We start from the raw sequence: 20,695 nt of genomic DNA, 5'->3' as shown, positions 1-20,695 counted from the left end.
CGCACGATTATTCATATGCTGACAATGCCAACAGAGCGATGGTGATCATTTCTTCGAGATCTTCACGGCTGGCCCCGTTCACGGCCTGGACCGTCATGCCGGCCACGAGAGTTGAGACATATCGGGCCAGGGCGGCAGGGTTGGCGTGCTCGGGCAAATCCCCATCCTTCTTGGCTTGCTCCAACCGGGTACTTAGCGCTTGTTCGATTTGAACGCGTTGCTCGGTCAGCAATTGTTTGATCGGATCGGATTCCTCGCTGCCCGTAAGGGCTCCTTTGATTAATAAACAGCCTGGAGAATAATTGGGATTGACCACCGAATCCGCCGTTGCCCGAAGAAGTTTCTCGATGACCGATCGAGCTGTCGGTTCGTTCAGCGCAGTCACGGAAGCTTGAATGGGCGCTTCGCTCATATATAAATCAAACGCTATGTGAAACAGTTTCTCTTTGCTGCCGAAAGTGGCATAAAAGCTTGAACGGTTGATCTTCATGGCTTCGGTGAGGTCGGACAACGAAGTCCCTTCATACCCCTTTTGCCGAAAAACCTTCAGGGCACGCTCAAGCGCTTGTTTAATGTCAAATTCCCGTGGACGTCCGGCTGCCATAACCATCCCACCTTTTTTCGTATGTCAGATAAGTGATATTTTACTACACAGCTCGGAATTTGCAATGATTTCGGAAAATATGAAAAGATCCAAGCTGCCCGGAAAGATCGGCGGCAATCCGATCTCCTGACAGTTTGGATCATTTTGCTTACATCGTCTGTTTCTCGTTTACTCTGCCTTCGTTAAGAAAACGCTTGTGGTTAAACGCTCCCGCCCCCATCGACATTCAGGCTTGCTCCGGTAATATAACTGGATTCAGGCGAAGCGATAAAAGCCACCATACTGGCAATTTCGGATGCCTTTCCGTGTCTCCCTAGCGGAATCGCCTTTACGAATGAAGAATAGGGACCCTCCGCAGGATTCATATCCGTATCGGTCATTCCTGGTTGAATATTATTGACTGTAATGCCTTGAGGCGCCAGATCGCGCGCCAGCCCTCGTGTCAATCCGGCTACCGCGGCTTTGGTCGAGATATACAGGCTGTTTCCAGGGAATGGATTGCTGTCGGCGGCCACACTGCCAATATTGATGACACGACCGCCTTGTGTCATTTGCGGAGCGGCCGCTTGAACAGCAACGAATACCGCTTTCCAATTAACCGCCACCATTTGATCGAATTCTTCAAGGGTATATTGGTCGTATGGCTTCAAACCTGCAATGCCGGCATTATTTACAAGAATATCAATACCGCCAAAGGCTTGGATCGCCTCTTCGACGGCGCCTTTCACTGCCCCGGCATCGGCGCTGTCCGCGCGAATCGCCAAAGCGTGCCCATCTGCGCTTTTAACTTCTTGTACCAGCTCCTCTGCCTTGCTTTGCGCACTGACATAAGTAAAAGCCACCGACGCACCGTCTTCTGCGAGCCTTTTCACGATGGCTGCGCCAATGCCGCGAGCTCCTCCAGTGACCAATGCTTTTTTGCCAGCTAAGGGTTTATTCATTTTGCTTGTCGTATTCAAATGTAAAACTCCTCTCCATTCAATTTTGAACCTTTCGGTTCATAATTAAGCATGACATTATTATGTACCTTTTGGTTCAAAATTGCAAGAAGTAATTTTTATGCTCGTTAGCGGTCAAAGCTGCCGGGATCGCAATCGAGGAATAAATTAGCGAGGGAGAATTGCGTCACAATAAAATGACACAATTCTCCCACGTGCGATTTTGCTTACTTTAATATTTTTCACATCCACTCCTTAGCATGCTTTTTTATTAATGAAATCATGCTTTTCATGGATGGTGAAAGCCATTTATCTTTGTGGTAAGCAAGGTACGTTGAAACTGCGGTAAGATCAGATTCGACCTCTTCCCCGATTAATTTATGGCTTTCCAATACTAATGCAATATCGATATCTCCTGTTTGAAGACAAGCCATAATGTCTTGGAAATCAAGTGTTTTGAGGGATAGGTTCACATTCCGATATAATTTTTTGTACTCGACAAGAAGAGATGGGACGCGATGAATCATAAGTGATTCCGATACACCCAGCGTAAGATCACCTGCAGGTTCGTTGTCTGTCGATAAAACTTGATCGTATAATTCAATGATTTTTAAAGCGTACGGAAGAAACTGTTCCCCGTAGTGGGTTAGCACGACTTTTTTACCCAAGCGATCAAAAACGGGTTTTCCGATCTCGGCTTCCAACTCCTTGATATGTGTAGTGACGGAGGACTGGGCGTAACCTAGATGCTCAGCCGCTTTTTTAAATCCGCCTTTTTCAACATCGTTTTCAGGGTTATGAGATGACGAAGCTCCACGGTTTCACACCTTTGTATTTAAATTTATGACATTAAAACACTCTATAATAGTTCATTATTAATGAACGTTTAATTCTGATATATCAATTTTACTGCACATAAAACTCTGATTTATAATGTACCTGTCTGCAGACAACAATTCAACCTCTGTTTATCGGAGGATGTGATCTTGCCGGGAACCCGAACTCTACAAAGGAGCGTGAATTCAAAAATGGACGATACAGGCAAGAAAAAGTTTATTGAACACTTCCTCAACCTTTATGGGCAAGGTCGATGGGGTGACCCCCAGAACACGGAACCGTTGAACGCACTTCTCGATATGCTTACCGATGATGTCGAATGGTGGATGAGTGGACTTCCACACCCCGGGTTCATCACCAAGGATGTATTCCGATCGATGCTGGCCCCACTGGACGGCATTACTGACGGGCCACTTCAGATCTTCCCTACCGGTTGGACCATCCAAGGGGACCGTGTGGCAGTAGAGGCCTACTCAACGATGAAGTTGAAGAGTGGACGTCGCTATCAGAACCATTATCATTTTCTCTTTGAGCTCCGGGGCGATAAAATCGCTGTCTACCACGAGCACCACGACACGGCTCACGTTAACGACGTACTAGTCAATATCATGGGTGACGCCGAGAAATGAGCAAAAAGGATGAGTTTAGATCCACCGGTTGCCGAATGTGAATCTTGCTCATCCTTTTTTACATGCTACTGTTATTTTATATGCCGTCCATTATGACAAAGGCTCTTACTTGATGTATTCAACCTTTACAATATTTCGATGTACCCTTCTGTTCCATGCACGCGAATTCGTTGCCCGTCTTTGATCAGTTTGGTCGCATTCTCCACTCCGACAACGGCTGGTAAGCCATACTCACGTGCAATAACGGCTCCATGAGTCATCAGTCCGCCAACTTCGGTGACCAGGCCTTTTATGGATACAAACAATGGCGTCCAGCTAGGATCCGTAAAGGAGGTGACTAAGATATCTCCATCTTCCAGATCGGCATCTTCCAGACTCAAGATGACACGTGCTCGTCCCTCTATCACTCCGGAAGAAACAGGCAGACCCACAATAGCTGCGGCTGGGAGATTTTCTCGTTTGTACTCCCCTGCAATGATTTCACCATCAGACGTGAAAACACGTGGTGGAGTTAGTTTTTCGTATAATTTGTACTCGTCTTTTCGTTTGCTGATGATCTGGTAATCCAGTTGATTGGTGCGGACGGCTTCGTGAAATTCTTCAAAGGCGAGATAGTAGACATCTTCTTTTTCGCGAATAACTCCCGCTTGCGCGAGTTGTTCGGCTTCTTTGAGCAAAGCCTGCTTATAAACGAAGTAGCGATTAATATAACTATATTTTGGATATTCCCGATATCCAATGAGATTGCGGACTAGGTCGATCATTCGTTTTGTCTCTTTGGCTTTTTGTTCGCCATCCGGTAATTGCTTCAATTGTTCTAATAACGCTTGTTCTTTTTTCAAAGCTTCCTGCCGCCCTTGCTCAAACTTCCGCTTTCCGACATTAGGCTCAAAGTTTTTAATATTACCCAGAATCATAGGGACAAGTGTAATTGGTTTTTCGCTCCAACGGGTTCTGGTAATATCGATTTCTCCGGCGCATCGCATTCCGTATTTGCCCAGAAAAGCACAGATCGCGTCCCTAGCTTCCTGTCCGCCATTAAATTTATCCAGTTCATCCAAAAAGCGATCATCTTTTACATGTTGTAAATAATTAATGACTTCCGGATAAGGGCGTATCACATCTGCGACATCCATTAGAGCCAGACCCATTTCCGAAGTGATATTGTTTGGTACAGATTGAGACAGCGTATCTGCTGCGTTTTTTTCACCCAACCACTCCAGCATTTTTTCATTGATCCATGATGAAGCATTCATAGCAGTCATAATCACACCAAAGCTTCGTGGATCAGATACGCTCTTCCTCTCCCTTAATTCCTGGATATCTTCCAGGATAAAATCAAATAGATCGGCTCCTGATTTCGTTTGGATCTTATGTTTTAACTCCTCGATCGATGACTCACTTTGCTTAATCAACTCAGAAACGATTGTCGGATCGTAATCGTTTAGTGTTTGATAATCCGCAGGCGCCGGACCTTGATTGCTTTTTCCGTTAATCTGTTCTTTCTTATCATCCGGAATCGATTTTATAAAATTTCCCCGCTCTATGACGGTCGTCAATGCATCTTTTATGAGCGGATCGTTTTTTCCCAGGACATTTATTAAAGTTTCCCTGCCGGAAGGTGAAGCCAGCATAAGTGAAACATCAACAAACAACCTTCCGCCGGCTTTACGCATGGGCGCAGGAGTTAGCAACAGGTAAAAAGACAATCCCAATGGTTTCATGGGGTCTGTCATCATTTGTTGGTGACCGACGGATACATAAACGTGATTTTCCTGATCATTCGCCTCCGGGATCGGGTATAAAGTCGTGATTGGACGGCTCTGGACAATATAAAAAGTGCCGTCAGCCAAACACCATTCAATGTCTTGCGGCTGGCCGAAATAAGCTTCGATCTGTCTTCCGATGTGTGCCAGCTGTAAAATTTGCTCATCCGCAAGGGTTTGCGTCTTTTGCTGATCAGGATCGATCTGCTTTGTCTCTGTTCCGCCTTCTTGCCTTCCATAGATCGTCAATTTTTTGGTTGCGATCCTCTTCTCGACGATTTCCTCTTCCTGCACTTTATAACCATCGGCAGATACCAAGCCGGAGACCAGTGCTTCTCCAAGTCCAAAACTGGCATCGATGGATAGCTGCTTCCGGTTTCCGGTCATCGGATCAGCGGTAAATAAAATCCCCGAAGCCTGCGGGAAAACCATCCTTTGAACGATAACGGATAAATAAACCTGACGGTGGTCGAATCCGTTTTGCATTCGGTAGATGACCGCGCGATCGGTAAACAGCGACGCCCAACATTTGCGGATATGCTGCAAGATCGCATCGATGCCGGTAATATTTAAAAAGGAGTCTTGTTGACCGGCAAAAGAGGCATGCGGTAAATCTTCGGCAGTCGCACTGGAACGCACGGCAAAGCCAAGTTCCTCGCCAAACCGGGAGAGATAGTGACTCACTGCTTTCACAACATCGGAAGGAATTTCTACGTCCAAAATGGCTTGCCGAATCTTCTTGCTGATTTCGCCAATTTGATCTCGATCCTCTACTTTTAGCATAGTTAGTCGATCCAACAAAACATGATACGTTTCGTTTTGTTCGATGGCTTTTTGAAATCCCACGGTTGTAACACAAAATCCTTCAGGTACTTGGATTCCTTTTAGTTTTGATAACTCCCCTAAATTCAACCCTTTTCCGCCTACGAGCGAAAGCTGTGTTTTTTCGGTTTCCTTAAAGCCGAGAACCAACGAACTCATTCAACATCTCTCCTATGCATTAAATTGAGAAAAAAACATTTGACAAGAGTTTACCGGCATGTTATACTTAAAGTGTAAGATAAGATTATTGTATCCATTTATTTTTACACAGTCGTGATCTGATTATATCATCGTGTCTGTTTATATGCAATAAAAAGAACCTGGTAAAATTGCCCAGGTTCTTTTTTTGATTTCCCGCTATAAGTGGCTATTTCCAAAATGTAATCTTGTCAGATCCTAATCGAACCGACTCATACCCTTCTTCTTTGGCTTTTCCTATGGAAATAATCATCACTGGGGCGTAGCGTTCTTCATCTAAATCAAATGCTTTAGCTAACTGATCAGCTTCAAAGCCAGCCATTGGATTCGTATCATACCCATGTGCACGAGCTACTAGCATGAACTGCATGGCAAAAAGGCTGCTATCGATTTTTGCAATTTCAACCTTCAACCCTTGTGGTAAAATCGGATACATCGATAGAATTGTTCCGAGTTGACGATCTCGTACTTCAGCTGGCATTTTTCCTTGTTCCACAGCCGTATTGAAAATTTCTTCAGCATAGAAATAGCTTTGGGTATCACCAAAAATTAATAACATGGCTGATGAAGTATCATTTTGCAGCGTATTGAAACGCACAAGAGGTCTTAGTTTTTCTTTTCCTTCAGGAGTATCAACCACAACTACGCGCCAAGGCTGCATATTTGCGGAGGATGGAGCCAAACTGGCTTCCGAAATCATTTCGCTTATCTCTTCTTTCGATATTTTAACGTTCTCATCATACTTGCGGACAGAACGTCGTCCCTTGACTATATTTGTGAAATCGTTATTTTGAATATTGTTGAACATAGAATCTCTCCTTTTTGATAACATTGGATTTTTTGACATTGTGTATGTCGTTCGTTATCATATTCGTATTATGAACTATGAACCTAGGTTTATAGCAAGACATAAAGAGGTCGTATGATGAAAATAAATGAGGTTTCCAAACGAACTGGTCTGCCCATATCAACATTGAGATTCTATGAACGTAAAAAACTAATTCCGGATGGATTCGTTAAAAGAGATGAAAATAATTATCGGATTTATGCTGAGGAGATTGTTGAGTATCTAGATGATGTGAAGGCCCTTTTGTCCGCAGACTTTTCTATAGAAGAATTAAGTTTGCTGGTCAATCAACAACTTAACTTATCCTACGAGGTAAGGAAGAAAATGGTTGAGCAAAAAATCAAGGAAATTGAAGATATCCAGAAGCAATTAAGAAAGTCGAAAAAATTCTTGAGTGCAATTTTGGTTGGGAAAGTAAATTTTCGAACGAAATGTTAAGAACAATAAATTTCTTCAAAATATTAAAAAAGGACATTTCCGCTTCCCCTAAAACGGATGTCCTCATATATGGTGTGTAATAAAGCGCATTCCCCTATGCTCCGGATTACCCCGTAAATTCCTGCACCCATTCGCTATTGTAGTAAGCAACACCGATTTTGGTATAGGAGCTGTTTAAAATATTGGCTTTATGCCCCGGACTGTTCATCCAATCGTTCATCACTTGAGTAGGGCTGCTTTGCCCCTTGGCAATATTTTCACCGGCTGAATTGTAGGTAATTCCGAACTCCTTCATCATATCGAATGGGGATCCGTGTGTTGGGGAATTATGATCGAAGTAGTTATTGTTATACATGTCTTGTGCCTTGACCATAGCCATATTGGCCAACTCAGGACTCATGGTGAGAGCGCCTAAACCCGCTTTGCTTCTTTCCTTATTGACCAAATCCAGTACTTGCTGCGCAAATTGGGAGGAATCCTGAGCTTGTCCTGTAGTGCCTGTAGCAGGTGAAGGCGTTGAAGGTGTCGGATTCGTTGGTCCTGATGGAACTTGATTGGTCGGATTGGAAGGTGCCTGGTTTGCCGGATTTCCAGCAGGTGGAATGAAATTCCCTCCATTAGATGGAAATCCATTGGGAGCTTCTTTTATCCTAACTGATCCGTGAGCCTGAGTCGATGTAGCTATTGAAGACGCCTGTGTGGTGACAGGAGTTGGTGCGGCCGTATGAGCTTTCATTGAAGGATTCTTTCCCACCGCGTTGTTTCCCACCGTATTGTTGCCGGTCGAACAGCCTGATACCAGCAATATTACTGCCAATAAAATATACTTTGCCATATTCCAATCTCCTCTGTTCGTTAATGTAATGAATAACTGAAATTAATTTTTCCTGCGGGGGCTCGATTTATTCTTACTACAAAAATTAACCTTGGCCGACTAACGGCCAAGGCTATTTGCATCGGGAGGTCTTTACTTTCTAGTCATTGAGCTTTCTCATACAAATTCGCAGGCAATGGCTGCACGAACGGCGACCAATCGCTCGTCGTGTAAAGCTGAAGCCGGTGCATGGCCCGCGTACACGCCGTATAAAGAAGCTTGCGATCGTTTTCCCGGCCGTAAGCTTGAGATGAAGCCTCATAAATCAGAACGGCGTCAAACTCAATCCCCTTGGCGAGATATACGGGAATCACCATCACTCCTTTTTCAAAGGCGACCGTCTCCTTCGTAATGAGCTGCAAGGCTTCGCCCCCTTGAATCATCCGTAATGATTCAAAGGCTGTGCGGCTTTCGGCCGCGGTCTTCGTAATGACGGCAATCGAGTCGAAGCCTTCGGCTTTAAGTGCCGCAATGTCTTTCAGCATTCGCGCGTCACGCTTCTCTCCGCCTTCTATCGTCGCAAGAAGAGGCTTCGGTCCGCTCCTTGCAAAGGGTACGATTTCCGACCCATCAGTGAGCAGTTTCTTCGTAAATTCCACAATCTCCCGCGTTGAACGATAACTGCGCACCAGACGGATCAAGTTTGTCTCGGATTCGCCATAAAGCCGAACCAGCGGCGAATCGTCCCCCTGCAGCTTTGTAGCCTGCGTGAAGATCGCCTGCCCGAAATCGCCGAGCACCGTCATGCGGGCGCGAGGAAACAGTTTTTTGAGATACTCATATTGAAACGGCGAATAATCCTGCCCCTCATCGACGAAGACATGCCGAATCTCCGTGTTCGTCCGAACGCCTTCGAGCAGTTCTTTTAAATACAAATACGGAGTCGCATCCTCATAGAATAATTCGAGCCGGTCCAGCTTTGCTTTGGTTTGTTTGCAGATTTCAGGCCATAAAACAGGGATCTCAGCCTCATTCGTCTTCTCCCGGTAAGCAGCTTCATCGCCAAACAGTTGGGTGTATAGGCCTTGGACATCGATAAACGATAATTTCCTTACGCTTTGCCTTAATGGTTTGAAGCTCATCTTCACGATCCTTTGGCTGAGCAAATCTTCCTCCCGCTCGGCGAAGTCAAAGTCGCCTTCATCTCCCCGGCGCTTCTTGCTTATTTTTTCGTAAACTACGGCGTAATGTTCGGCAATGTCAAAGACTTCCCTGTCCTTGTGCAGCTCGCCGAAAACTTCCGCATATTGCTCGCTGTCGAGATATTGGAGCTCCTCCTCTACCCAGGACGCTTTGCGTTCCTTGCGTTCCAGTTGTGACAGTTCCTTCAGAAGCCACTTCTGCAGGAGATCGACACGATTGGCCAAGCGCAAGGAGGGGTCGTAACTGTAAAAGTGCGATCTCATTTGCTCCGCGGTGATCAGATCACGATCCCGAAACCGAATGCCGTTGAAAAGCATGCCTTCCCGCCCCAGCCACTGCGCATAGTTCTCCAGGGCTCTCAAGAAAGCCTCGGACGCCTTGTACTTCATCCCCTGAAGGCGCGCCTCATAATTGGGAGTTGATTGTGCGGTCAGCACATATTCGATCTGATCGAAAGGATCCTCCAGACGCAAGGATGAACCAAGCCAATATTCGAGATATTCCTGTAAAGTCGTCTGCTGCATGTTCTCCTCGCCGAGCTCGGGAAGGACGGAGGACACATAACTGTTAAAAATCGGATTCGGCGAAAAAAGAACGATCTGGTCAGCCTTAAGCGAATCGCGGTTTTTGTACAGCAAATACGCCACACGCTGCAAGGCCGCAGAGGTCTTTCCGCTGCCGGCCGCCCCCTGCACGATAAGCAGCCGGCTATCATCGTTTCGGATGATGGCGTTTTGCTCCTTCTGAATAGTGGATACGATACTTTTCATATGCGAGTTCGCGCCTTTGGCCAGCATTTGCTGGAGCAGTTCATCGCCGATCGTTACGCTCGCATCAAACATATGACGGATTTGTCCTCCCTGAATCTGATACTGCCGTTTCAGCTCCATCGTACCCATGATCCGCCCGGCCGGCGTGACGTAAGAGGCCGCACCGGGGGAATGGTCATAATAAAGGCTCGCGATCGGAGTGCGCCAATCATACACCAGGAAGCTTAATCCATCTTCGTCGACGAAGGAAGATACGCCGATATAAATCTGCTCGCTCTGGTTCAGGCCTTCCTCCAGAAAATCAACACGTCCGAAATAAGGAGACGGGAACAGCCGATTTAAGCTTCTCCATTGTTGCGTCAGAAGCTGGTGACGGCGCTCCCGTTCGGATAACACCGCGGCCTGTTGTTTGATCGTATAGAATGTTTCTTCAAAATCTTCGTCCGAGCTCGTGTTGACCGTAACTTCTTCCCAAAACCGCCTGCGAATCTCAGCAGCCTGATCGTGCAGCCCGGCAACCTCCGGTTCCAACTCGCCCATTCTCGCTTTCAGCTTTTCCCTAACCTGATCCAGCCGTTCTTGTTCTATCCGCCATTCTTTCGCTTCCATGTTTTTCTGAACACGCTCCTTTTCAGTTTCGTCTGAATAAAAAGAGCATTGACAAATCAGAGGTCACTGGTGTAAAATAAAATTAGGATAAGTAATTTGAATGCCAGTTTTAACATGATTTTCAATCGCGCTACCGATTATAACATAGCGCTTTTTTGTGTTCAAATATTTTCTTGTGCTTCTTGGCCTATCTGCCAAGCTTTTTTTATTTTTTCGCAAAATACGAACTCCTTACTAATATTACTTTCATATTCTCAGCGTCTTTCCTCCCCTTCTATAGTGCAATGGCGCATTGCCCGTGACCGCCTTGAACACTCGGCCGAAATGCGTCACGCTTCCAAAGCCCACCTTCCTCGCGATCAAGTTCACCTTCATGGAAGAGCTCTCGAGCAGCTTCTTGGCTTCCTTGATCCGCACGCTGTTCACGTACTCTACGAACGCGAAGCCCGTCGCTTCTTTGAAGGATCGGCTCAAATAATACGGACTGATATAAAATTTGTCCGCCAGCAAATGTAGCGATAGATCCTCCATGTAATGCTCGTTGATATAGCGGACGATCTCCGATATTCGTTCGTGCATGGGACTTGGCGATGCCGGCAACTCCGCATCCTGTTGCCGGAAGTGCCTGCAGCACATGATGAGCAATTGCACGGCGAGCGTTTGGGCAAACAATTCGAAGCCGCTTCCGCGCTCCCGCATCTCCTGAATAATCGCTCTGGAAAGTGTTTCAATCGGCTGCCTATTGCGCAAGGAACCGTTCATGATCAAGTAATCCCTTTCAAGCAAAGGCTGAAGCGCTTCCTTATGAGAACCATCCGGCGAAAAATACCGCTCATGCATATTGATAATAAGCCGCTCATGCTTCGGCCGCTCCGCATTGGTCGTACGATGCAGAATATTGGGAGCGATAATGACGACATCGCCTTCGTTAATGGCAATCGTCCGGTCTTGAATAAAAATTTCCCGCTTGCCGGACATCAGATAATAGATTTCGTAAGTGCTGTGAAAATGGCTCACCGGCATATGGTGGCTTAACGCTTTCCGGTGGGATATCTGGAAAGTGCCCGTGTTATTTTCGAAATAAAGATCTCCCAAGCTGCTCCCCTCCCCTTTCGTACCTGTTGTTTATTATACCGCAAGAAATAAGAAGAAAAGGAGATATTCCGCAAAACATGTACATATTCCAATGCTAGAATAGGAGTACAAACAACCTAGGAGGTAGGATAGTATGCAAACCGCTTCATCTCTTATGACCCCGATTCAATGGGCGCTAAAAGCCTGCGAAGCGTTAATGCACAAATTCGAGCCGGAAAAACTTCCGCCAGACCGGTTCCACTATCATCAAGGCGTTTTTCTGTCCGGCATGGAGAAATGCTGGCGGCAGACCGGAGAACAAAAACTATACGACTACATGAAACGTTGGGTGGACAGCCAGGTTCTCGAGGACGGCAGCATCAAGAAGTTTAAGTCCGACGAGCTCGACGACATTCAGCCCGGCGTGCTTCTATTCACCCTCTACGAGCAGACGGGAGACGAGCGGTACAAAAAAGCGCTCCACACGCTTGTGCCCTTGCTGAAGTCTTGGCCGACGAATCCGTCCGGCGGATTCTGGCACAAGGGACATTATCCGAATCAAATGTGGCTGGATGGCTTGTATATGGCCGGTCCCATTGCCGTGCAATTTGCCAAAACATTTGGAGACAGCGAATATTTCGACTTGATGGTCTTCCAGGCGCTGCTCATGGAGAAGCATACGAAGGACCCGGCCACCGGCTTGCTGTACCACGGCTGGGACGAAACCAAAAAGGCCGATTGGGCCGATCCCGTCACCGGTCTCGCGCCGGAGTTCTGGGGCCGCGCCATTGGCTGGTATCCCGTCGCCTTGCTGGAAATGTTCGAATACATGCCGGAGGATCATCCGGATAAAGCCAAGCTCGCAACCATTGTACAGGATCTGCTTATCGCTCTGACGAACTATCAGGATCCCGCCACCGGATTATGGTATCAAGTCGTCGACAAAGGCGACCGCCCGGATAATTGGCATGAAAACTCCTGTACGTCGCTGTTTGTTCATGCCATTGCCAAAGCCGTCCGGTTCGGCTATCTGGACGCCAAGTACATGGAGTATGCCTGGAAAGGCTACCAAGGCGTCATCGATACGCTGAGGTTCGACGAAAACGGCAACGTCGTGATCGGCAACATTTGCATCGGCACGGGAATCGGCGACTACGCCCACTATATCGCCCGCCCAACCAGCGAAAACGACCTGCATGGCGCAGGCGCCTTCATTCTTATGTGCGTAGAGATGAATCTGGCGGCGCGAAATGAAGGCAATTAAACCCAACGTGTAAAAACAGATCACTTGATGGGCAATTGATACCACGAAGTGATCTGTTTTATCTTGTTGGGCTATTTCACATCTAAAGTGGATTTGATGATTGCGTCAAATATCTTCCCGTGATCGACTGCTCCGCATGGATGATCTGTGAAGGCGTGCCCTCGAACACCACCTGGCCGCCCTTGCTGCCTCCGTCCGGCCCCATATCGATGATCCAATCCCCTTGGCTGATCACATCAAGGTTGTGCTCGATGACGATCACCGTATTGCCGGCATCCACAAGGCGGTTCATGATCGCAAGCAAGTGGCCGATATCCGACATATGCAGGCCGGTCGTCGGCTCGTCCATCACGTAGATGCTGCCCTTCTTATGCAGCTCGCTGGCCAGCTTGATGCGCTGGCATTCCCCGCCCGAAAGCGTGCTGAGCGGTTGGCCGAGCGTAATATAGTTCAGCCCCACATCGCTCATCGCTTGCAGCTTCTTCACCACCTCTTTTTGCTCGAAAAAATCCAAGGCCTGCTCCACCGTCATCTCCAGCACTTCCGCAATGGACTTGCCGTTCAGCTTGTACGCAAGCACTTCTTCTTTGAACCGTTTGCCTCCGCACACTTCACATGGCAACTTCACGCTATCAAAGTAGGAAATGTCGACATAGACAACGCCCAGCCCCTGGCAGTTCTCGCATGCCCCCTTGGAATTGAAGCTGAACAACCCTTGATTCACCTTGTTGGCGGAAGCAAACGCCTTGCGCACATCATCCATAATGCCCGTGTAGGTCGCGGGGTTCGAGCGTGTGGACACTCCAACCGCCGATTGGTCGATGACGATCGCATCCGGATGCTGGCTGAGGAATACTTCGTTAATCAGCGTGCTCTTGCCCGAGCCGGCGACGCCCGTAACGACGGTCAGCACGCCGGTTGGAATATCTACACTGACGTTTCGGAGGTTGTGCAGCCGGGCATCCTTGATGGACAGTTTGCCGGATGGCTGCCTTGAGTCGTGCTTTAGCTTAAGCGGCCGCTTCATATGATTGCCTGTCAGCGTATCTGCCTCCAGCAGACCTTGGTAACTTCCTTCATACACGATGGTGCCGCCGTGGCTGCCGGCGTGAGGCCCCACGTCGACGATATGATCCGCTACCTTGATCACATCGGGATCATGCTCGACGACAATCACGGTATTGCCCTTGTCGCGCAGCTTCTGCAGCAATTCGTTTAACCGGTGTACATCACGGGGGTGCAAACCAACGCTGGGCTCATCGAAAATGTAAGTGACATCCACCAAGCTGCCGCTCAGGTGCTTCACCATTTTGACCCGCTGTGACTCGCCTCCGGACAATGTGTCCGTCTCGCGGTCCAGCGTCAAATAGTCAAGTCCGATATCCACCAGATGCTGTAGCCGCTCCGTCAGCGCCTTCACGATCGGCGCGGCGGCAGCCATGTCAATCTCCCGAATGACGCGGATGAGCTCTCCAACCTCCATGGAGGACATCTCCGCAATATTGAGTCCATTGATCCTGCAGCTAAGCGCGGCCTGACTGAGTCTCGCGCCGCGGCAGCTGGGACAGGGACCCTCGAAAATGTACGGCGCAACAGTTTGTTGTGTGCGCTCGGACTTCGTCTTCACATCCTGCTTGATATATTTGTTGGTGAACTTCTCGATGACGCCTTCCACAGTAATATTCATGGCCTTGCCGGCGAAATCCATCTTTACTTTCCTTGCTTTGGCGTGCAACAGTTGCTCCAGTTCCTCATCCGAATAATCGCTCAGTTGCTTGTCCGGATCAAAGTCCCCCGACTGTACGATCATATTCCATTCCCAGCTATCCACCGTATATCCCGGCAGCATAATGGCTCCTTCATTCAGCGACTTTGACATATCCACCGCCTTGCTCATGTTTACGCCAAGCTTGCGGCCGATCCCGTTGCACTCGGGACACATGCCTTGCGGATCGTTAAATGAGAACATGTGCGCTTCTCCAACGTAAGGTTGACCCACTCGGGAGAAAAGGAGACGGAGAATGGGCGAGATATCGGTTATCGTGCCCATCGTGGAATGAGAACCACCGCCCAGCCGCTTCTGATCCACAATAACAGCCATGCTCAAGTTCTCGATCGCGTCCGCGTCCGGCTGCGGAACACGCGGCAGAAAGGTGCGAACGAACATGCTGAAGTTTTCATTCAGCAGACGCTGGGATTCGGCGGCAATCGTATCGAAGACGATCGATGATTTGCCGGATCCGGATACCCCGGTGAAAATCGTGATTTTCCGCTTGGGGATGCGCAAGGATACGTTCTTGAGATTGTTTTCGCGCGCAGCCGAGATGACGATATACTCCTGGTTCGATTCGCTCATTCTTTTTCCTCCTCCAAAAGTTGAGTTAAACGCAACAAATTCGTGCTCCAGAACTTGCTGCAAAAAACCATTGTAGGACATCTTTTGGTGTCGCGTCAACAATGCTTTTAAAATTTTAAATATCTACATGAAGACGGTCGGCCAGCAATGTGCTTCAGTTATTTAGTTTACGCCGTACTCTCCATTTTTGAATCCAATACCCGATTACCGAGATGATCATGATCAACGCACCGAGGCCTACTTCCGCTGCCCCTAAGAATCCGGCACCCAGCGCCCCCATTCCTTCAATCTGTCTTGCTTTGTAAATATGACAACCACCCAAACCGATCATCAATAAACCAATGTATAGAAAAATAACCAATAACAGCTTCATCTTGGATGTCCTCTCTGCCTTTAAAAAATAAAGGCAGTCCCAAAAGGTCACAAGCTGACCTTAGGGACTGCCTCCTTTAACTTTTAACGCTACTAAGTTATCGCTTGCGTTGCATCCGGCCGAATACGCCCAAAATCGGAAGCAGCAATATCGCTGCTGTCAGCAAGGAGGCTCGGATAGAGAAACGGCTTCCGATCCATCCCACGGCCGGCCCTCCCGCAGTCTGGCCCAGCGCGTCCGACTGGCTGACCATCGACAGCACCGTGGCCCGGCTGTCGCTGCGCAGATTCATATTCAGCCATGTCGCATAGATCGGCTCGCTCACGGTAACAACTACGCTTACGGCCAGCACGGACGCCAGCGCCCAGACGAAGTTCGTCGCCAGGAAAAGCGAGAGAATGCCGGCAACGCGAATGAAAGTCAGCATAAATAAGGCCGCGGATACGGTCCGCTCGCTGCTCATGTTCAGTTTTTTCTCGGTGAAACCTACCGCCAGCATTCCCAAAATCGTGGAGGCCGCGCTGATCAGGCCAAACCATACGGCCACTTTCAACGTCCGGTCCGGAAAGCCGATTTCCTGGATCAGATGAATCTCCCAAAGCCGGTCATAACCTTCCGAGGCCGCGCCGCTAAACAACGTGACGAACATGATAAGCAGCAGCAGCGGACTGCGGGCGATCACCTTTGCCCCGCTTTTCCAGGTCCGGGTCATCTCTCGAAAATGAGAGACTCTTTCGCTGCGCGGCGGCCGGACAAAGCCTGTCTCCTTCATCTTGCGGATCAGGAGCAGGCCGAGCATAGCATACATCAGGCCTCCCGCTAAATACGGCAGATTCGGCGCCAGCACGGAAAGCCCCACGCTCACGCCGATTCCCAGCAGAGACGCTGTCAGAGCCACGCGTTTGGCGCGAATAAAAATGGTCCCGGCGGCGGATTCCCCCGCCTCATCGACAATCCAGGCGCTGTCCGCCCCGCTGATAAAGGTATGGCCGATGCCGAACACCACCTGGGCCAGCATCACCCAAACAACGAGCGGGATCGCCAGGCCGAGCCCCTGAAACCAAATGATGCTGCCTTCAAACGTAAACCCCGCGCCCAAAATGAACATGCCGATAATGACCGATAGTCTGCGGCTGTATGTATCGGCAACCACGCCGGTAATCCCCTCAAAAATCAGCACAGTTAATTCCAACACGGTCCCGATCAGCACAAGCTCAAAGGGATTCAGGCCGAGCTGTGTGACATAATAAATGCTGTAGGTCGTAAATATCGTGCTGCTTGCCAGCGAAGAAATAAAATTCATCAAATAAAATACTTTTGCCGCTTGAACGTTATGCAAAACGGATTCCGCCTTTCAGGTAGGCGGCGCGTCATTCTTGGTCCAGAAGGTAAAATTCGCTACTCAATTATTCGCTAATCACAATCCATACCGCAACATGCGGCCGCTTACCGTTTTTCTTTTTTGATTCTGATTTACTCCGGTTCGTTGGTTGGATTGAAATTGGCTTTTTTGCATATTAAGCACCTCCAAAATAATTAAAAGAAACGTCTGATAGTTAATTATACCAGTATTACACTTTCAGAACACTTCAAAAATTTGCAGCAATCCATTGCCGGAGTTGACGCTGAATCGGAGACGGACAGTGTCTTCCCGGCTTTTTGGGCTACTTCGTTGTTCAAGAGTATGGGAGATCCCTTGTAAAACGTGCCGGTGGCATGGCTTGTCTTGGTATCTTGTGTCCCTGCTTGCAGCCTTTGCACGATTATCCCTTTCGTTCAGGGAGCAGTGGAGATTCTCAGCTTGATAAGGGAACGTACGTTTGATATAATAAAATAAATCGAACACACGTTCTTGATTTCTTGATTCGGGGGCGAGCGAACATGGAGGTCAATACGGGAACGGAACTTCAACCATTCAGCAGCCGTTATAACAGCGAGCAGACCTGCATGGAGGCGCTGATCGCGATGAAGTGGCGAAGCGGCTTCGTCTGCCCGCGCTGCGCTCACACCCGGTGCAGTCGTCTGACTTCCCGGCATATCCCCTTGTTCGAGTGCGGAAAGTGCAAGCATCAAACGTCGGCTTTGGTCGGCACGATTTTTGAAGGAACGCATTTGCCCCTGCTCAAGTGGTTCAATGCGCTGGAGTTGTTCCTGCTTGAGGACGGCATCTCGGCGTTGCGGCTGAGCCAGGTGATCCGGGTCACCTACAAAACCGCCTGGTTGATGCTGCACAAAATACGCCATGCCGCCCTAGAATTCGATGCCCGGGAGCTGCTCTGCGGAGACGTGAAAGTGAACAGCGATCTGTATGGGCGTAATCCGTCCCAGCTTCAGTTTTCGCATCCGTATGCCTCGGCAGTCGTAGCGGGATGCACGGTCACGGAATCGGGCGAGCCGCAGCAGGTCAAAATCCGCCTGGTGCCGCATAAGAGAGGAGACGGACAAAGGGCAAACCGTCTCGAACTCGCCGCGTTCATCAACGGGCATGTGGATGTCCGTACATCGGCGGTAGAGTCGTTTCCTCTAGCCTATCGGCTGTATGCGCCCTTACGGAAAGTGGTGAGAGAGGCGTGGGAATCGCTGAAGAGTACGTATGTAGCCTTGGGACTGAAGCATCTGCAGGCGTACCTGAACGAGTACACCGTACGCCGCTCGCTGCGCCGGCCCGGAGCGGAAGAAACGATGCGGCAGAAGTTGCTGCACATGTGTGTGGCGATTCCGGCGATCCCTTACCGCTGGCTGATCGCACGCCAACCGAACCAGCCCCTTGTGGCTGCGGCCTGATCGAGACGCTGGAACGGCTGGGGAGTTTAACGCAAATCAACTTAATGGGTAGGGCTTAGCATGAACAGTCCGGGCGTTGCTGCAAATGGAAGGGTTCGGGCTACAGCAAAATCACAGTCTTTTCGTTTCCCTCGCGTCTTGTCCTTGATCTACTGTCTTGATCTCTTGTCCGGTCTGTTTCACCTCCCCTAAACCTGATTCCTTCTCCTAAGCCCGTCTAAATTATCTCGAACCGATCTGCTTCTCCACCAAATATTTTCTTCTCCCGAGCTTGTCTGTTTCTCTACCACCCTGATCAAACGGGATAATCATGCAAAGCGACCAGACAGTGAGTGTTGATCTGCCGCCTCCCCCACCCTACTCCACTTCCCTATCCTCAAGATTCAACGCCAATTTGCCTGAATCTAAGCAATATTAGCCGGGTTTAAATGAATTAAGCGCCATGGCAACCGTTAGAATCGTTGTGTGGTTTCGGCGAATAGATCGTTGTAACGGGGGACATTCTCCGCATGGTTGCAGCAGCGCAAAAAGGAAGCGGAGATCCCCCGCTTCCTCAAATTTCCCTATTAACTCCGCCTCAAATTGGCGCTCGCTGCCGTGGTTACTGCAATTGCCACAATGCAGGCACGTTTGCCGGCTCCCAGCCCGGGAGCGAGGTGTGCGCCTGAATGCACGCGTAGATGCTGCCGTTATAGGACACCAGGTCATTTATACTGTAAGCAACCCACGGCTCCCAAGGCTGAGCTTCACCTTCACCCGGATCATCCACCACCGTCGTTGCTCCCTGAACGGAAGCGGCCGCGGAGACATTGCCGGCGGCGTCTTTAGCAGTTACCGAAAAGGTGTAAGTCGTATTTGGAGACAGGCCGCTAACGGTTGCCGCGGTTCCGGTTGTATTCAAGCTGCCGGTATCATAAGCAATAGTGTAGCCGGCAACGCCCACGTTGTCCGTGGAAGCGTTCCAGGCGAGACTGATGCTTGTCGGCGTGGCTCCCGTCACGCGTAGTTGGCCGGGAGCGGTTGGCGGTGTGGTATCCGGTTCCGGATCGGGATCAGGATCAGGATCGGGATTGCCGCCGCTGCCCAAGCTGTCCAGATAGGCCAGGTGACTGCCGGAGAAGGCGTAGTTGGCCGCTTTATCCCAGTTGATCGACCAGGTCATCAGCCCTTTGAAGCCGGGATAGCCTTCGGGATTGCGCAGCGTGTAGCTTCCGCCAAACGGTTGCCCTTTTACAAGGTAATCCAACGCTTTGTGCACTTCGGCCGGCGCCGTATATCCGCCATTTGCCGCGGACTGTGTCGCCGGAAGCCCGATGAGCACTTGATCCTGGCGCAGGGCGGGAAAATGGTTGTTTGCATTGCCGCCAACGTCAAATCCCTGCAGCAGCATCTCGGCCATAGCCACTTGGAAATCCGCCGTTCCCTGGGCATAGGATTTCCCGTCCAGACCGGTCATCGATCCGGAGTTGTAATGCTGCACGTGCAGATAGTCCAGTGAATCGCGCAAAGCGTAAATGACCGGCAGATACGCGCCCCACGGACCGCCGTAAGCAGCGTATCCGCCTTGTACGTACGCCGTTTCCGGCGCCATGGTCAAGACGAAGCCGGAACCGTAGCTGTTCACGATCTCTCGTACGGCGGAAATCAGGTTGACGATTTTAGGCGTCGTCGGATTGCGAAAATCCGTGTCGCCCGGATTCAAGGACAACGAGCTTCCTTCCAAATCGATATCCAGGCCGTCAAAGCCGTACGTATCGATAATGCCTTTCATGGTGCTGACAAATTTCTGTTTGGCCTGGTCGGTGGACAATTCCACGGCTCCGTTGGCTCCCCCGATGGAGATCAGCACCTTTTTGCCCTGGCTTTGCAGTTCCCGGATGTCGGCTTGGAATTCGCCGATCGAGGCGTTATAAGGCTGGAATGCCATATCTCCGCTCGCTGCACCACCCGAAGGCTCCGCAAACGCAACCTGGATCACATCATAGCTCGAAGAAACATCGCGCAGCCGGATATTGCTGGACCCGTTGTCAAAGTTGTGCCAGTAGCCGACGATGATTTTATCACTGTTCGCGGCAGCGGCCGCCGCCCCCTCCTCGCTGAATGCGGCGAGCGAAAACAATGGAACAATAAGTGCGGCAACGAGCAGCCAAATGCCCGATTTGCCGAATATTTTGGCATGTTTCAATTGGATTGTCCTCCTTGCAAAAAATAAGATGATGACTGTCTGTTAAAAACCGAACCTGAACTGCTTAAATCAACCTATCATCTGCCTCCTTTTCTAAATAGGGTCAATCTCCTAAAATAAGACAAAAAGAGATTGCTAGAGTAACTATTTTACATAATCCCCCATTAATCCTGCTATATTTTTC

At 49.2% G+C, this 20,695-nt stretch carries 15 protein-coding genes and 1 pseudogene; 4 read left to right on the top strand and 12 right to left on the bottom strand.

The features are described from left to right. Positions 1-7: 7 nt before the first annotated feature. The 3 genes and pseudogenes from EHV15_RS24795 to EHV15_RS24785 form a co-directional block, all read right to left on the bottom strand. Positions 8-604 carry a TetR/AcrR family transcriptional regulator gene (locus EHV15_RS24795; RefSeq protein ID WP_128633576.1) on the bottom strand — a complete coding sequence of 199 codons (597 nt, stop codon included), beginning with the start codon at positions 602-604 and terminating at the stop codon, positions 8-10. Between the two features lie 200 nt (positions 605-804). Next, the gene (locus EHV15_RS24790) at positions 805-1,563 is read right to left on the bottom strand and encodes a 3-oxoacyl-ACP reductase family protein (protein ID WP_218571246.1); all 759 of its coding nucleotides are present in this window, start codon (positions 1,561-1,563) and stop codon (positions 805-807) included. Positions 1,564-1,784: 221 nt separating this feature from the next. After that, positions 1,785-2,359 (bottom strand): annotated as a pseudogene (locus EHV15_RS24785) (LysR family transcriptional regulator). Between the two features lie 211 nt (positions 2,360-2,570). On the opposite strand from EHV15_RS24785, the gene EHV15_RS24780 reads away from it, so the two are divergent. Next, the gene (locus tag EHV15_RS24780; RefSeq protein WP_128633575.1) at positions 2,571-3,008 is read left to right on the top strand and encodes a nuclear transport factor 2 family protein; all 438 of its coding nucleotides are present in this window, start codon (positions 2,571-2,573) and stop codon (positions 3,006-3,008) included. Between the two features lie 125 nt (positions 3,009-3,133). Here EHV15_RS24780 and ppsA read toward each other — a convergent pair whose 3' ends face one another. Together ppsA and EHV15_RS24770 are read right to left on the bottom strand one after the other, a co-directional pair. Continuing rightward, a complete protein-coding gene (ppsA, locus tag EHV15_RS24775; RefSeq protein WP_128633574.1) occupies positions 3,134-5,755 on the bottom strand; it encodes a phosphoenolpyruvate synthase in 2,622 nt (873 codons plus the stop codon). A 208-nt stretch (positions 5,756-5,963) separates the two neighbouring features. After that, positions 5,964-6,602, bottom strand: coding sequence for a nitroreductase family protein (locus tag EHV15_RS24770; protein WP_128633573.1), 639 nt, complete (start codon positions 6,600-6,602; stop codon positions 5,964-5,966). A 114-nt stretch (positions 6,603-6,716) separates the two neighbouring features. On the opposite strand from EHV15_RS24770, the gene EHV15_RS24765 reads away from it, so the two are divergent. Further along, positions 6,717-7,079 carry a MerR family transcriptional regulator gene (locus tag EHV15_RS24765; protein ID WP_246061764.1) on the top strand — a complete coding sequence of 121 codons (363 nt, stop codon included), beginning with the start codon at positions 6,717-6,719 and terminating at the stop codon, positions 7,077-7,079. 106 nt (positions 7,080-7,185) lie between these two features. Here EHV15_RS24765 and EHV15_RS24760 read toward each other — a convergent pair whose 3' ends face one another. The 3 genes from EHV15_RS24760 to EHV15_RS24750 all read right to left on the bottom strand — a co-directional run bounded on the left by EHV15_RS24760 (position 7,186) and on the right by EHV15_RS24750 (position 11,570). Next, entirely contained in the window at positions 7,186-7,914 is a 729-nt protein-coding gene (locus EHV15_RS24760; RefSeq protein WP_178075951.1) for a CAP domain-containing protein, read from the bottom strand. Between the two features lie 143 nt (positions 7,915-8,057). After that, a complete protein-coding gene (helD, locus tag EHV15_RS24755; protein ID WP_128633572.1) occupies positions 8,058-10,475 on the bottom strand; it encodes an RNA polymerase recycling motor HelD in 2,418 nt (805 codons plus the stop codon). Positions 10,476-10,721: 246 nt separating this feature from the next. Further along, positions 10,722-11,570, bottom strand: a complete 849-nt coding sequence (locus EHV15_RS24750) for a helix-turn-helix domain-containing protein (protein ID WP_128633571.1) — start codon at positions 11,568-11,570, stop codon at positions 10,722-10,724. A gap of 133 nt (positions 11,571-11,703) precedes the next feature. Here EHV15_RS24750 and EHV15_RS24745 point away from each other — a divergent pair, with 133 nt between their 5' ends. Next, positions 11,704-12,813 (top strand): glycoside hydrolase family 88/105 protein, encoded by a 1,110-nt coding sequence (locus tag EHV15_RS24745; protein WP_128633570.1) that lies wholly within the window; start codon positions 11,704-11,706, stop codon positions 12,811-12,813. A gap of 82 nt (positions 12,814-12,895) precedes the next feature. Here the strand turns inward: EHV15_RS24745 and EHV15_RS24740 are convergent, their stop codons facing one another. The 3 genes from EHV15_RS24740 to EHV15_RS24730 form a co-directional block, all read right to left on the bottom strand. Continuing rightward, on the bottom strand, positions 12,896-15,169 hold the full coding sequence (locus EHV15_RS24740) for an ATP-binding cassette domain-containing protein (RefSeq protein WP_128633569.1): 2,274 nt from the start codon (positions 15,167-15,169) through the stop codon (positions 12,896-12,898). Positions 15,170-15,323: 154 nt separating this feature from the next. Continuing rightward, entirely contained in the window at positions 15,324-15,542 is a 219-nt protein-coding gene (locus EHV15_RS24735) for a hypothetical protein (protein WP_128633568.1), read from the bottom strand. Between the two features lie 97 nt (positions 15,543-15,639). Then, positions 15,640-16,881 (bottom strand): MFS transporter, encoded by a 1,242-nt coding sequence (locus tag EHV15_RS24730; RefSeq protein WP_342774047.1) that lies wholly within the window; start codon positions 16,879-16,881, stop codon positions 15,640-15,642. Positions 16,882-17,423: 542 nt separating this feature from the next. Between EHV15_RS24730 and EHV15_RS24725 the strand changes: the two genes are divergently transcribed. Then, complete coding sequence (locus EHV15_RS24725; RefSeq protein WP_128633567.1) at positions 17,424-18,326, top strand: transposase; 903 nt, start codon at positions 17,424-17,426, stop codon at positions 18,324-18,326. 601 nt (positions 18,327-18,927) lie between these two features. On the opposite strand, the gene EHV15_RS24720 is transcribed toward EHV15_RS24725, so the two are convergent. Next, entirely contained in the window at positions 18,928-20,511 is a 1,584-nt protein-coding gene (locus EHV15_RS24720; RefSeq protein ID WP_178075950.1) for a carbohydrate-binding protein, read from the bottom strand. Positions 20,512-20,695 lie beyond the last annotated feature (184 nt).

The organism is Paenibacillus oralis (genome assembly GCF_003863965.1).
In the GTDB taxonomy this organism is placed as follows: domain Bacteria; phylum Bacillota; class Bacilli; order Paenibacillales; family Paenibacillaceae; genus Fontibacillus; species Fontibacillus oralis.
This window is presented reverse-complemented; position numbering and strand designations above follow the sequence as displayed.